Origin of the sequence: Marinobacterium sp. xm-d-530 (genome assembly GCF_013283365.1) — a bacterium.
Taxonomy (GTDB): Bacteria; Pseudomonadota; Gammaproteobacteria; order Pseudomonadales; family Balneatricaceae; genus Marinobacterium_E.
This window is the reverse complement of record NZ_WBYM01000002.1, coordinates 310,160-324,569: the sequence shown is the minus strand read 5'-3', so window position 1 is coordinate 324,569 and position 14,410 is coordinate 310,160. Positions and strand designations below refer to the sequence as shown.

General features: G+C 48.0%; 14 protein-coding genes. 7 read left to right on the top strand and 7 right to left on the bottom strand.

What is annotated here, in order from left to right; genetic code table 11:
• Positions 1-7 precede the first annotated feature (7 nt).
• Entirely contained in the window at positions 8-493 is a 486-nt protein-coding gene (locus tag XMD530_RS04865; RefSeq protein ID WP_173506829.1) for a MarR family winged helix-turn-helix transcriptional regulator, read from the bottom strand.
• Complete coding sequence (locus XMD530_RS04860) at positions 493-1,434, bottom strand: TauD/TfdA family dioxygenase (RefSeq protein WP_173481617.1); 942 nt, start codon at positions 1,432-1,434, stop codon at positions 493-495. The genes XMD530_RS04865 and XMD530_RS04860 overlap by 1 nt, the downstream gene beginning before the upstream one ends.
• A 194-nt stretch (positions 1,435-1,628) precedes the next feature.
• Here XMD530_RS04860 and dld point away from each other — a divergent pair, with 194 nt between their 5' ends.
• Entirely contained in the window at positions 1,629-3,350 is a 1,722-nt protein-coding gene (gene dld / locus XMD530_RS04855; protein WP_173506828.1) for a D-lactate dehydrogenase, read from the top strand.
• Positions 3,351-3,408: 58 nt separating this feature from the next.
• Here the strand turns inward: dld and XMD530_RS04850 are convergent, their stop codons facing one another.
• A complete protein-coding gene (locus tag XMD530_RS04850; protein ID WP_173483204.1) occupies positions 3,409-4,476 on the bottom strand; it encodes a 3-deoxy-7-phosphoheptulonate synthase in 1,068 nt (355 codons plus the stop codon).
• A gap of 186 nt (positions 4,477-4,662) precedes the next feature.
• Between XMD530_RS04850 and dsbD the strand changes: the two genes are divergently transcribed.
• Positions 4,663-6,465: a protein-disulfide reductase DsbD gene (gene dsbD, locus XMD530_RS04845; RefSeq protein WP_371731725.1), complete on the top strand. Its 1,803-nt coding sequence runs from the start codon at positions 4,663-4,665 to the stop codon at positions 6,463-6,465.
• A gap of 52 nt (positions 6,466-6,517) precedes the next feature.
• A complete protein-coding gene (locus XMD530_RS04840; RefSeq protein ID WP_173481614.1) occupies positions 6,518-6,844 on the top strand; it encodes a hypothetical protein in 327 nt (108 codons plus the stop codon).
• 58 nt (positions 6,845-6,902) lie between these two features.
• Here XMD530_RS04840 and XMD530_RS04835 read toward each other — a convergent pair whose 3' ends face one another.
• From XMD530_RS04835 to XMD530_RS04825, 3 genes are read right to left on the bottom strand one after another with little or no spacing between them, the layout of a single operon-like run.
• Positions 6,903-7,454: a hydrolase gene (locus tag XMD530_RS04835; RefSeq protein WP_173481613.1), complete on the bottom strand. Its 552-nt coding sequence runs from the start codon at positions 7,452-7,454 to the stop codon at positions 6,903-6,905.
• Between the two features lie 5 nt (positions 7,455-7,459).
• Complete coding sequence (locus XMD530_RS04830; protein WP_173481612.1) at positions 7,460-8,002, bottom strand: DUF2889 domain-containing protein; 543 nt, start codon at positions 8,000-8,002, stop codon at positions 7,460-7,462.
• A 9-nt stretch (positions 8,003-8,011) separates the two neighbouring features.
• A complete protein-coding gene (locus tag XMD530_RS04825; protein WP_173481611.1) occupies positions 8,012-8,830 on the bottom strand; it encodes a pyruvate, water dikinase regulatory protein in 819 nt (272 codons plus the stop codon).
• Positions 8,831-8,991: 161 nt separating this feature from the next.
• Between XMD530_RS04825 and ppsA the strand changes: the two genes are divergently transcribed.
• From ppsA to rraA, 3 genes are all read left to right on the top strand, one after another.
• On the top strand, positions 8,992-11,361 hold the full coding sequence (ppsA, locus tag XMD530_RS04820; RefSeq protein ID WP_173484298.1) for a phosphoenolpyruvate synthase: 2,370 nt from the start codon (positions 8,992-8,994) through the stop codon (positions 11,359-11,361).
• Between the two features lie 100 nt (positions 11,362-11,461).
• A complete protein-coding gene (locus XMD530_RS11500; RefSeq protein ID WP_173481610.1) occupies positions 11,462-12,292 on the top strand; it encodes a S1-like domain-containing RNA-binding protein in 831 nt (276 codons plus the stop codon).
• Between the two features lie 19 nt (positions 12,293-12,311).
• On the top strand, positions 12,312-12,797 hold the full coding sequence (gene rraA, locus XMD530_RS04810; RefSeq protein WP_173481609.1) for a ribonuclease E activity regulator RraA: 486 nt from the start codon (positions 12,312-12,314) through the stop codon (positions 12,795-12,797).
• A gap of 314 nt (positions 12,798-13,111) precedes the next feature.
• Here the strand turns inward: rraA and XMD530_RS04805 are convergent, their stop codons facing one another.
• Positions 13,112-13,738: a lytic transglycosylase domain-containing protein gene (locus XMD530_RS04805; protein ID WP_173483201.1), complete on the bottom strand. Its 627-nt coding sequence runs from the start codon at positions 13,736-13,738 to the stop codon at positions 13,112-13,114.
• Between the two features lie 23 nt (positions 13,739-13,761).
• Between XMD530_RS04805 and XMD530_RS04800 the strand changes: the two genes are divergently transcribed.
• Positions 13,762-14,409, top strand: a complete 648-nt coding sequence (locus tag XMD530_RS04800; RefSeq protein ID WP_173481607.1) for an HAD-IA family hydrolase — start codon at positions 13,762-13,764, stop codon at positions 14,407-14,409.
• Position 14,410 lies beyond the last annotated feature (1 nt).

Sequence of the window (14,410 nt, the reverse complement as noted above, 5' to 3'; positions counted from 1 at the left end):
CTTTTATTTATTCGGTGTCGAGCGTTTCAATATTTTTAATCAATTTGTGAAGGGTCCCAACAAATTGAACTAATTCACTCTCATCAATCTCTTTTACGACTCTCTCATGACGATCAAGCACCACGTCCAAGAAGCGTTGATGTAGTGCCCAACCCTTTTCACTAAGTGACCAGCGTTTTTGCTTGCCTTTGGGTGTGGCTGTTTCACCAATGAGCAGATTTTGTGAGTCCAGTTTAGCCATGGCTCGACTGGCCGCTGCCTTATCTATGCTGATCAGGGAGCAGACTTCAGCTGCCTTTTGGTTTGGCTTATAAGCCAGAGATGCGAGAACCCTCATCTCAACCGAGCCCAAACCAAATTGCGAGAGGTACTGGCTTGATGAGTAGCTTGTCAGCCTATTGGCGATCACAGAGATAAGGTGTTGAAGGTAACGATCATAGTCGAGAACTTCATGCCCCTCTCTGTGTCGAATAATGTCCAATTTATCTGACATTAACTTTCAAACGCAGCCTGAGGTTTTTCTCCCATGACTGTTGTGCGATGTAGTTCACGACGGAATCCATCGTAATCATTAAACGCACGGTGAAGACAGATGCGGTTGTCCCAAATGGCGACAGTATCCTCTTCCCAGCGTAAACGACAACAGAAGAACTCCTGCGTTGCGTGCTCGTGTAGGAATTTAAGCAGAGGTTCTGACTCGCGGCGTTCCATGCCTTCGATATTGACCGAGTAAACCCCATCAACATAGAGTGACACTTGACCTGACTCTGGATGCTTGCGAACCATCGGATGGAAGTTTCCGCGCATCATCGCGTCGATATCAATTTCTAACTCGATATCGGTCATTGAAGTCATGTTCTTTGTCTGTTCAACCACTTTTTTCATAGAGCCTATAACGCGGTCAGCAGCCATATGAACCTTTAGCGGCGCTAGCATCTTTTTCATGCCGGCAGACAGGCTCTCATACGCCATCACTGAGTTGTACCAGATGGTGTCACCACCATAGGGTGGAATTTCGATGCCGTGAAGTACACTGATTGATGGTGGTCTTTCTAGAAAAGCTGAGTCGGTATGGTGGCCACCGCCAAAGATGATTTTAGATTTGGTATCAGCCTCTTTGATAACAGGTTGTACATCTGGGAAGCCAGGAAGACCTGTGGTGTAAGCATCGGTACCTAACTCGCCAAAGCGCTTTGTAAACTCCAACTGATCAGCAGGGGAGAGATTCTGCTTACGCAAGAAGATCATCTTGTGGTGCCAAAGCGCCTCTTTGAGCTCCTCAAAGGCTTCGTCATCAAGATCTTTTAATTGAACATCCAGCACCTCGGCGCCCATCGATGAAGCCAGGGGTAGTGTTTTGATCTGTTTACCTTGATATGGGTGGTTTTTGTAAGGCTGATCGTCATGAATTAGATCGGTATCCATTGAACTCATTGCTTCTCTCCGATGGTGTTATTTATTGTGAAATGAACAATAGATCCAAAAAGTTGATATGTCAACTTTTTGGTTTTTACATAATGAGGGCAGATAAAAGTGATCTCTTTTTTTGTGCATTGCGAAAGCTAAATTTAATTCCCCGCAGGATCCGCTATAATCCGCATCTGATTTCAAGATAGAGGCTTTGAATAATGTCGACTCAGGCACTTATTTCGCAGTTACAAACCATTGTTGGTAAGAAGTACGCAATAACCGAATCTGATCGTGTGGCGCCTTACGCTACCGGTTTTCGTCTGGGTGGTGGTAGTGCATTAGCTGTCGTTCGTCCTGGAACCTTGGTTGAGGTTTGGCACTGTCTGCAAGCCTGTGTCAAAGCGGATGTGATTGTCATTATGCAGGCCGCGAATACCGGTTTGACCGGTGGCTCTACTCCCAATGGTGACGATTACGATCGTCCTATCGTGATCATCAGCACCATGCGCATCGACTCTATTCACCTGATCGATCAGGGCAAGCAGATTGTTGGTCTTGCGGGTTCAACGCTCTTTGGTCTGGAAGATCGCCTGCGTCCATACGGTCGTGAGCCTCACTCTGTTATCGGTTCCTCTTGTATCGGTGCGTCAATTGTTGGCGGTATCTGTAACAACTCTGGCGGTGCGTTAGTTCAGCGTGGTCCTGCTTACACTGAGATGTCTATCTTTGCTCAGATCAATGCCGACGGTGAGTTGGAGTTGGTGAACAATCTAGGAATCAACTTGGGTGATACACCTGAGGAGATGCTCGAAAATCTTCAGTACGAGCGTTATCGCGCTGATGATGTCCAGTACCCAGATCTGCTGGGTTCCGATAACGAGTACAACGATCGTATTCGTGATATTGATGCTGAGACACCCTCTCGCTACAACAATGATGGTCGTCGTCTGCACGAAGCGTCTGGTTGTGCCGGTAAATTGGCTGTCTTTGCTGTGCGTATGGATACCTTCGAGATTCCAAAGAAACAGCAGGTGTTCTACGTTGGTACTAATGACCCTGCGGTTATGGAGCAGATGCGTCGCGATATCTTGTCGACCTTTAAGAATCTGCCTATCGCCGGTGAGTACATTCACCGTACCTGTTATGACGTCTCTAAGAAGTACGGTAAAGATTCGTTCATCGTGATCGACAAACTCGGTGCTTCCTACATGCCTAAGATGTTTGCGCTTAAACGCACCGTTGATCGTTGGACCAATAAGCTAGGCTTTTTACCGAAAAACTTCTCGGACAAGATGCTGCAGTGGATGAGCTACCTATGGCCAAATCATCTACCCGCTAGCATGGAAGAGTATCGTGATCGCTTTGAACACCACTGGATTCTCGAAACAGGGAATGAGTGTGTCGATGAGATGCGCGCTTACCTTAATGAGTTCTTTAAAACGAACGAAGGTGAGTATTTCGAGTGTACTGAGCGCGAAGCAGAGCAGGCCATACTGCACCGTTTTGTTGCCGGTGGTGCGATTGGACGTAATAAAATCATGGAAGGCGATAAGCTAGGTGCGGTTATGACCATCGATGTGGCCTTTCCTCGTAATGAGCGCGACTGGTTTGAAACGCTGCCACAAGAGCTAGCGGATCAAATTGCCGTTAAGGTCTACTATGGTCACTTCTTCTGCCACGTCATGCACCAGAACTACATCATGAAACCAGGTGTTGATGCCAAAGCGGTTAAGAACCAGATTTTGGATACCTTTGATGCGCGTGGTGCTGAATACCCAGCGGAACATAACGTTGGTCATGAGTATGCTGCGAAAGAGGCGCTTAAAGAGTTCTACCGTAGTCTGGATCCAACCAATGGATTCAACGCAGGTATCGGTCAAACCAGTAAATTGAAATACTGGGGTGAGTCATCTTGTGGTTGTGGCAGCGATCATCACTGATCCGCTGAAATGAAAAAGGGAAGCGTAACCGCTTCCCTTTTTTGTATCCGATCGATGCTTATCGAGTTTTTAGAATCTCAGCAAGCTGATCATTCATCTCAATCAGTGAGCTTTCGGTCGTCTCCCAGTTGATACAGGCATCCGTCACCGAGACACCGTATTTCAATTCACTGAGATCTGAAGGGATCGACTGGTTGCCCTCATTAATGTGCGACTCGATCATAAGACCGATGATTGAGCGGTTGCCCTGAACGATCTGATGCATTGCATCCTTAGCCACCAGTGGCTGGCGGTTGTGATCTTTGTTTGAGTTAGCATGGCTACAGTCGATCATAATGTTCTGTGGCAGCTTCGCTTTCTCTAACGCTTGCTCTGTTAGATTGACGCTGACGGTGTCGTAGTTGGCACGTCCCGCACCACCACGAAGTACGACATGACTGTATTGGTTACCACGAGTGCGGACAATGGATACCTGACCTTCTGAGTTGATCCCCAAGAAACTGTGAGGGTGGCTGACCGATTGCATCGCATTAATAGCAACATCTAAGCTTCCGTCAGTTCCGTTTTTAAAGCCAACGGCACCAGATAGGCCTGAGGACATTTCACGGTGGGTTTGCGATTCAGTGGTACGCGCGCCAATGGCTGACCAAGTAATAAGGTCCTGCATGTACTGTGGTGAGATTGGATCCAATGCTTCAGTCGCCAGAGGAAGGCCCATCTCAGCTAGATCAAGCAGTAACTTACGACCAATGCGAAGACCCTCTTCAATCTCAAAGCTGTCGTTCATATGAGGGTCGTTGATCAACCCTTTCCAACCGACGGTGGTACGTGGTTTTTCAAAATAGACTCGCATCACTAGGTAGAGTGAATCTTTCACCTGCTCTTGCAACTTCAATAGGCGACGACCATATTCGATCGCGGCTTCTGGATCGTGAATAGAGCAAGGACCTACCACGATGAACAGGCGCTTATCTTCGCGCTTAAGAATCTGTTTGATGGTGTTGCGGCCGGCCATCACGCTCGCGGCAGCTTTATCAGACAGAGGTAACTCTTTTTTAAGCTGGTTGGGCGTGACCAGTGGGTCATTTGATTCGACGTTTAAATCGTCAATACGAGTATCGGTCATGGGTTAAATCCGAATAATCCTTTGAAAGAAGAGCGTTTGTAACACAGTCAATGGTCAGGTTTAAGGGCTCTGTCAGTATAAAATACGAATTTTAGTGATCTATGACCGACAAAACGGAATAATAGCTCTAACTGTGTAATTTAAATCTTCGTTATTGCGATAGATTAGTTTTAATGCGAGGACTTTGTGCGTTCTATCAAATTCACACTCAGCCTGTTAATGGCGTTCATATTGTCACTGTCAGGCGCCAATGCGTCTCTGTTTGGTGGTAACAGTGATGAGCCGTTAGAGGTTGAACAGGCGTTTAAATTCATTGCTCAGCAACTGGATGCTAACCGCTTTCTATTGGTATGGGATATTGAGCCTCGTTACTACCTCTACCAAGATCGAATCGAGTTAACCCTTCCAGAAGGGTTTAGCCAAGTTAGCCGATCCGATTCCGCGACTGATACTAAAGAGGATCCTGTCTTTGGTGTTGTAGAGGTCTTTCATGATCGCGCTGAGGTGACCGTAGAGCTGGCGCGTCAAACCGCTGCATCGGCAGATGGTCAATTTGATGTGAGCTACCAAGGTTGCTGGGAAGGGGGGATCTGTTATCCACCAGTGACTGGTGAGGTAATCTTTACCGGCCTAGCGGAAGCTTCACAGGCTGCAAAAACGGCTCCTGCTGACGCAATCACGACTGAGATTGTCAGTGAGCAAGATCAGTTCTTACAAACCCTATCAGGTAACTCTACTTGGACTTTGATTGGAGTCTTCTTTTTAGCGGGTTTGGCTCTGTCGTTGACTCCCTGTGTATTCCCGATGATTCCCATTCTGTCTGGCATTATTGCCGGTCATGGTCACAACACTAATGCCAAGCATGGTTTAGCCTTGTCGATCATCTATGTGCTGGCTATGGCGGTGACCTACACAATCGCTGGGGTGCTGGCAGGACTGTTTGGAGCGAATCTGCAAGCAGCACTTCAGGCTCCTGCCGTAATTGCTGTATTCAGTCTTCTGTTTGTTCTGTTAGCAGGCTCTATGTTTGGCTTTTACGAGCTGCAGATGCCGTCCTCTGTTCAAACCTGGTTGAGTCGCAATTCTGATAAACAGAAAGGTGGCAGTTATGTTGGTGTGGCTGTTATGGGCTTCCTCTCTGCACTGATTGTGGGTCCCTGTATGGCTGCTCCGTTGGCGGGCGCTTTGATCTATATTGGTCAAACGGGTGATCCTGTTATTGGCGGGTTAGCACTATTCTCACTGTCGATTGGTATGGGTATTCCTCTGGTATTGATCGGCACCTCTGCAGCCAAGTACATGCCACGTGCGGGTCTTTGGATGGAGAGTGTCAAAGCCGGTTTTGGTGTCGTTCTTCTTTTGATGGCGGTTTGGATGTTAGATCGCATCGTGCCGGTTGAGGTGACGATGGGGTTAGTCGCGTTGATCCTTATCATCACCTCTGTCTTTATGGGGGTCTTTGAAAGTCACGCCTCGGAAGTTCATGGTGTTAAGAAGATCGCCAAAGGGGTAGGGGTTATCCTGCTCGTTTACGGTGCCTCTTTAACCCTAGGGCTTCTGTCCGGTGGTAAGAGTTTGATCTACCCATTGAAAGGCCTCGTATCGACAAGTGAAGCCACGACTGCAGCGAAGATTGAGTTTGTAACCGTGACCAATCCAACCGATTTAGACGCTCAATTGAGCCTGGCTAAATCGAGAGGACAGGCTGTTTTACTGGATTACTACGCGGATTGGTGTGTCTCCTGTAAGGAGCTCGATTACGTCACTTTCGCTGACTCAGCCGTTCAGAACAGGATGGCGCAAATGTTGCTGGTAAAAGTAGATGTGACGGCTAATGATGAAGCGTCGAAGCAGCTTACAAAGCGCTATGAAGTACTTGGTCCGCCAACGCTTATCTTTTATGATGGACTTGGTCAGTATCGAAAAGAGTTAACTCTGGTGGGTGTACCCTCGCCAGAACAGTTTTTACAAATGAGCAATCAACTTTAAGCAATAACTGAGCTTAGGCAAGACAATTGTCCTGCTCTTTGGAGTGATGAAAATGAAAAAAAGTACTCTGTTTGCAGCCCTTCTGTTGACCCCTGTCGTAGCACTTGCTGCCGACGCGGATAACGGCAAGGAGCTTTATGATGAAACCTATTTTGAGCGAGAGATTAACGGCGAAATGCGTGATGATGTGACCTGCGCAACCTGTCACGAACCTGCCTTTTACACTCGTTCAGACCGTATGGCTTCCAGCTATAAAAATCTTGAACAGGCCTGGGTTCAGGGCTGTAACGACAAGATGAATGTCGGCTGGTTCCCGGAAGAGGTTGCCGATGTTACGGCTTACCTCAACAAGACCTACTACAAGTTCCCACAAGAGTAGTCATTAATTTTAGTTGCTAAAGAGCCAGCAAATAGCTGGCTCTTCTGTTTCTAGCTATCTATCGAATGAACTCTCTACTGATCTCTTTAAACTTAGGATGATCGGCACGCTTTAACCACTCAAACATCACCATCTCTTTTGAAACCAGGGTCACTTGGTTTTGTTGCATTCGCTTAAGAGCCAGCACTTTATCCTCGGCCTTTCGTGAACTGACAGCGTCTTCGACCACAAAAACCTGAAATCCCATTTCACTAAGTTCTAAGACTGTTTGAAGAACACAGACATGTGTCTCCATGCCTGCAATGATGATCTGTTTGCGCTCCCACTGATTCAACGCGGTTTTTATCTGTGGTTCACTTACGCATGAAAAGCTCTGTTTTTCGAACCGCTCAGCCTTACCTTCAAGAAGCGATAGTAGCGACTCTTCAGTGGCTCCAAGACCTTGTGGATACTGTTCAGAGTAGGCGATGGGTATCTCAAGAAGTTGCGCCACCTCAACCAGTGCGACGGTATTAGCGAGGGTCTGTTCTGGTGATTGCACAGCCGGTAGCAACCTCCCCTGAACATCAATTACGAATAGCGTGCAGTTATCTCTGTCGATCAGTGCCATACTGGTTAACCTTTATAGAGTTCGGGCCAATATTGTTCGACGACAGGCGAGTCTTCAGCGTAGGTGTGGCAGCTGTTGAGTTGCGCGGAAACCGGTGATTCAGCCGTGCTTTTTGCTAATCGATGGCGCTCTTGAAAGGTGACTTGTATGGCCGTTGTCGCTACTGGACCTAATAGCTCAACCAGGTGTGTACAGCCTTGAATGCCGCCAAACAGATCTCTCACCTTTTTGGTAAAGCCGGGTCTAATCGACTCTCCCTCTAACTGTTTATATACCGGTGCGATACCTGGACACATTGTGTAGGGGGTGGCATCCATCGTGGTTTCAACGGCGTGTATGTTCAGATCAAGATCAACAGTCAGGCGGATCGCCATATCGTGCAGTGGGTCGCCCGCTTTTAAGATAAATTCACTTAATGGCATCTCATCAGCTTTGGTATCGACGAGATGGCCTTCAATATCCCAAAGCCCATCTTCACGCTGATAGCCAGTGCAGGTGACCTGTCGTGTATGGCGATGCGTCCTCGCAGCCGGTGTGGGTAGTGGCATGATAGGCTCCTAAACAATGCGTCGATTGAGATTAGCATCGGCCATGATGCGTGTACTGATCTCTTCAATCGAGAAGTTGGTGGTATTGATCGATTGCATATTGTTCTGGCGGAAATAGCGCTCAGCCGTGCGAGTCTCAAGATCGCATTGGTCGAGTGACGAGTATCGGCTGTTTGGGCGTCTCTCATTACGAATCGCGGCAAGCTGGAACGGATCGATGGTCAATCCATACAGCTTTTCACGGTGCTGCTTAAGAATATCGGGTAGATCTTCACCGCCCATATCCTCTTCGGTCAGTGGGTAGTTGGCGGCGCGAATACCGTACTGCAGTGCCATGTAGAGGCAGGTGGGTGTTTTACCGCAACGGGAGACACCTACTAGGATAATGTCAGCCTCTTTGTACTGCTGAGTTCTGGCGCCGTCATCGTTATCCAACGCAAAGTTAACCGAATCGATACGGGCCTTGTAGCGATCAATTTGGTTAATCGCGTGTGATTTACCAACCGTGTAGGTCGATGCGGTATCGAGCTCGGATTCAAGCGGTTTTAAAAAGGTCGAGAAGATGTCGATGTTGTAGGACTCAGCATCAGCGATCATTGCGCGGTACTCTGCATTAACAAAGGTATCGAACACAATTGGACGATGTCCGTCTTGTTTGCCTGTTTCGTTAATGCGTTGAATAACGGCTTCGACCTTTTCGGGTGTATCGATGTAGGGAAGGGTGATCTCTTCAAACTCTACCGACTCAAATTGGCTAAGCAGACTGTTACCAAGAACTTCAGCTGTGATGCCGGTTCCGTCCGATATAAAGAAAGCGGTGCGCTTCATTTTGGATACTCAATTCGACTAAATTCAATGCCCTATACTAGAGTTTTTGTAGCGAAATTACATTTTTAAAAGGGGGTTTTATTTCTCTTTTCTTCCTCTAGTATGGCGTGTATTGGGTAGTAAATACTCAGTTTAACGACCAAAGTTTAGGAGATAGTGCTTTGACAGAATACGTGATTCGTCTTGATCAGGCGCGCATGACCGATGTGGAAAAAGTAGGTGGTAAGAATGCCTCTCTTGGTGAAATGATCAGTCAATTGAGTGAAGCCGGTGTGCGTGTACCGGGTGGCTTTGCCACGACTGCCGAAGCGTATCGAGAGTTCCTAGCCTATGGTGGTTTGGCGGATCGTATTAATGCACGTCTTGATGAGCTGGATGCAGATGATACGCGTGCATTGGCGGAAACTGGCGGTCAGATTCGTCAGTGGATTATGGATGCGGATTTTCAACCTGAATTGGATGCTGCGATCGAAACAGCTTACGCAGAGATGTTGGATGGCCAAGCTGAGATCAGTGTCGCAGTGCGCTCATCGGCGACTGCAGAAGATTTGCCAGATGCCTCTTTTGCTGGCCAGCAAGAGACCTTCCTAAATATTAAAGGCCTAGATAATGTTAAACACGCGATCAAAGAGGTGTTTGCTTCCCTATATAACGATCGCGCCATCTCTTACCGAGTTCACAAAGGATTTACTCACGCTGAAGTAGCGCTATCTGCGGGTATTCAACGCATGGTTCGCAGTGAGACCGGCGCATCGGGCGTTCTCTTCTCATTGGACACAGAATCAGGTTTCCAGCACGTTGTCTTCATCACCGCCGCGTACGGTTTGGGCGAAACCGTTGTTCAGGGCGCAGTTAACCCTGATGAGTTCTACGTCTACAAACCCACTCTAAAGCAGAACGCTCCTGCGATTCTTCGTCGTACCATGGGCTCTAAAGCGATCAAGATGATCTACACGGATGAGCACAGTGCGGGTAAGGCGGTAGAGACGGTCGATGTCTCTTATGCGGATCGCAACCGTTTCTGTGTGACGGATGAAGAGGTAGAAGAGTTGGCGCGCATTGCCGTCATCATTGAGAACCACTACGGCCGTCCAATGGATGTCGAGTGGGCTCGTGATGGGGATGATGGTCAGCTTTACATCGTTCAGGCTCGTCCAGAAACGGTTCGCAGTCAGACACAAAAAACCGTGATCGAACGCTACCTGATGAAAGAGAAGGGTCAGGTCCTCGTTGAAGGTCGTTCGATTGGTCACCGAATTGGCGCCGGTGTTGTTCGTCTTGTTAAGTCACTTGATGAGATGCACACCGTTCAGGATGGTGATGTGTTGGTAACGGATATGACCGACCCAGATTGGGAGCCGGTTATGAAACGTGCATCAGCGATCGTAACGAACCGTGGTGGTCGTACCTGTCACGCGGCGATCATTGCACGTGAGTTAGGTATTCCTGCTATCGTGGGCTGTGGTGATGCAACCTCTGCACTGACTGACGGCCAAGAGGTGACTGTTAGCTGTGCAGAAGGTGATACAGGCTACGTCTACGCGGGTTGTCTAGACTTTGAACACACTACAAACAATGTTGAACAGATGCCATCGCTGCCGTTCGACATTATGATGAACGTGGGTAACCCAGACCGTGCCTTTGACTTCCAATCACTGCCGAATGCTGGTGTTGGTCTGGCGCGTTTAGAGTTCATTATCAACCGAATGATTGGTGTTCACCCGAAAGCGTTGATTAATCTAGAGGAGCAACCACGTGATGTGCGTCAGGTTATTGAACGCCGCATCGCAGGTTACAAATCGCCTGTTGATTTCTACGTTGATAAATTGACTGAGGGTATCTCAACGCTTGCGGCCGCTTTCTACCCTAAGAAAGTGATCGTTCGTATGTCGGACTTCAAATCTAATGAGTACGGTCACCTGATCGGTGGTCAATCGTTCGAACCGCATGAAGAGAACCCAATGCTAGGTTTCCGTGGTGCTGCTCGCTACATCTCTGAAGACTTCCGTGACTGTTTTGAGCTGGAGTGTCGTGCATTGAAACGTGTCCGTGATGAGATGCGTCTAACCAATGTTGAGATCATGGTGCCGTTCGTACGCACACCAGGCGAGGCAAAACAGGTCGTAGATCTGTTGGCGGAGAATGGGCTTCAGCGCGGACAGAACGGTCTTAAGTTGATCATGATGTGTGAAATCCCATCCAACGCACTACTCGCTGACCAGTTCCTTGAGTACTTTGACGGCTTCTCAATTGGTTCGAACGACCTGACTCAGCTGACACTCGGCTTGGACCGTGATTCGGGCCTTATTGCGCATCTGTTCGATGAGCGAAACGAAGCGGTTAAGCGTCTTCTTGAGATGGCGATTACCGCCTGTAAGGCGCAGGGTAAATATGTGGGTATCTGTGGACAAGGACCTTCGGACCACCCTGATCTTGCCCGTTGGTTGATGCAGCAGGGTATCGACAGTGTGTCACTCAACCCTGATTCAGTCATGGATACCTGGTTCTACTTGGCGAATGACAAAGCCTAAAAGAGGCTAAATCCTTAAAAACGGTCAGGATTCACTCCCTGGCCGTTTTTCGTTCTGGCCTAACCGGTTATCATAGGGTTTTTAATATTGGGAGAGAGGCGTGTTTGAACTCGGTAAGCGCAATCAATTAACGGTGTTGCGAGAGAGTCCATACGGTGTCTATTTAGAGACAGGTGATGGTGGCGGCATACTGCTCCCTCGAAGTGAAGTGCCTGAAGGTACTAAGCCTGGCGATAAGCTGCGTGTGTTTGTCTACCTTGACTCCCAAGATCAAGAGATCGCGACCTTGGCGCATCCCAAAGCGGAAGTGGGTCAATTCGCTCGACTGCGTGTTAAAGAGACCACGCCGATAGGTGCTTTCCTGGATTGGGGACTATCTAAAGATCTGCTGCTGCCTTTCTCAGAGCAGCAGCGTGATGTGACGGAAGGTCTGTGGGTGAATGTCTTCATCTACATTGATAACTCGAACCGTATCGCGGCCTCAATGAAAACGGATCGTTATCTTGAGTCCAACCCAACCGACCTAAACAAAGAGATGCTGGTTGAAATGCTGCCCTGGCGTATGACTGACTTAGGCATGCTCTGCATCATCAATGATCGCTATGAAGGCCTTATCCATCGTCAAGACCTCACTCAGCATTTGAAATTGGGTCAGCGTCTGACGGGCTATGTTAAGCAGGTGCGTGAGGATGGACAGATTGACCTTATGCTGACGCCACCTGGTTATAAACGAGTCGGGTCTGTTGCCGATAAGCTGTTGGCTGAGTTGGAGGCGAACAGCGGCTTCTGTCCACTGGGTGATAAGAGTCCGCCTGAAGCGATTAATGCCCGTTTTGGTTGCAGTAAAAAAGCCTACAAAATGGCGATTGGTCAGCTGTTGAAAGAGGGCAAGATCCAAATTGAAGCGGATGGCCTTCGTCTAAAATCTTAAAATCTATCAGGAGAAATCGATGGAAGATCTACTACCCGAACTGTGCGATCGCTATGAAGATGATGTGCGCATTCTTGAACCGATGTTTGGTAACTTTGGCGGTCGTGAACGCTTTAGCGGAAAGATCGTGACGATCAAAGCGTTTGAAGATAACTCCTTGGTTCGTGAACAAGTTGCGCTACCTGGTGAAGGTCGAGTGCTGGTAGTTGATAGCGGTGGCTCTATGCGTCGCGCGATGTTGGGTGACATGCTGGCTGAGAAAGCAGTCAAGAATGGCTGGTCGGGTATTGTTATCTACGGCTGTATCCGTGACGTGAATGCCATTGGTGATCTTGACCTAGGTGTTCAAGCGTTGGGCTGCCACCCGTTGAAGACCGAGAAAAAAGGGGCGGGGGAATTAAATGTCACGCTTCGTTTTGGCGGTGTTGATTTCATTCCGGGTGAATATCTCTACGCTGATAACAACGGTCTGCTGGTTAGCGAAAAAGAGTTAACGATTGATTGAAAATTGACCAGCATAGGTCTATTATCCACAGCCCGTTCTTAGTTGAGCGGCTGTAATTTTTTCTATTTTATAAGTTGTTGTTTTTAAACAGATTTAAAATTTTTTCAAAAAAAGTTACAGATTCACGGAACTAAAAGACTTCACAGAGGGTCTACTGTTCTACAAGCAGGGCATTTTTTAAGCCCTATTTGGTAAATCACCAGCTTGAAAGCCTCTAAATGAGCAGTTATTACTGCTGACCGCAGCCTGGAACTCCCCCTTTATCCGGCCTGCGGTTTTTTATTGCCTAAATTTTAGCTAAGCCTAAATGCTTTCTAGAGTGCTTTGTCGTAGCGTGCTTTAAGAATCATTACACGTTCGATGTAGCGCTCTGTCTCGGGATAGGGTGGTATGCCTTGGTAACGTTTTACAGCCGTTGGCCCTGCGTTGTAGGCTGCTAGGGCCAATTTTGTGTCACCAAACTGCTCTAGCTGCTCTTTTAGGTATTGGCTCCCGGCAAAGATGTTCGCGCTAGGATCCTGTCGGTTCTCGACACCTAGGGAGAGTGCTGTCTTTTTCATTAGCTGCATCAAACCCATTGCCCCTTGTGAAGAGAGCGCGTTGCTTTTGAATGCCGACTCCGCATGAATCACGGCGCGAATAAGAGATTCGTCAACCTTGACTTGGTTGGCGGCGATTTGTGTAATGCTGCGAAAGTCTCGAGTGTTTAGAGGCACAGTGTGCCAATCGATTGATGGGTTTGACCGGCAGGCATAACAGTCAAATTTGAGTATTTCATAATGAGTGGTCTGTTTAGGGCGTCGATCGCTGAACGAGAGCACGCCTGACTCGTTGCGAAATTTATAGATGGTCTGCGAACTCTCACTTTTCGCAGAGGTGCTGTAGACTGAGCTGACTATCAGCAGTGTCGACAGCAGTGTTAGACGCTTGTTTAAATACATAATGCTCAAACTTTGAGGTTTACGTGAAGTATAGGCTACTTATTTTCGATTGGGATGGAACTTTAATCGATTCTCAAGCGCGTATCGTATCCAGTTTTCAGGGCGCTACGCGTGAGCTAGGTCTAAGAATCCCCAGTGATGAGTCAGTGCGAGATATTATTGGCCTTGGCTTGCCAGAGGCTATTCTTAAAGTCATGCCTGAATGTGATGCCGCAACGCGAGAGCTCATTCGGCAGGGTTACAGTAAACACTATCTAGAGGTTGATCAGACACCCACGGCGCTATTTGACGGTGCATTTGATGGACTGGGGCTACTCAAACAGCATGGCTATCGACTCTCGGTCGCGACTGGAAAAAGCCGCCGTGGTTTGGATCGCGTCCTGTCTGATACAGAGTTGGCGGGCCATTTTGAACTGACCAAGTGTGCTGATGAGACGGCATCCAAGCCAGATCCTTTGATGCTGCATGAGATCCTAGAAGAGACAGGTTTGGATGCTAGCGAAGTCCTTATGATTGGTGACACCAGTTATGATTTGGAGATGGCGCGCAGTGCGGGTATTGATCGAGTGGCTATGAGCTATGGGGTGCATGAGGTGGATGATCTGCATGCCTTTGAACCGTTGCAGGTGTTTGATCATTTTAATGAGTTAGTGGATTGGTTAAGGAGTTAAT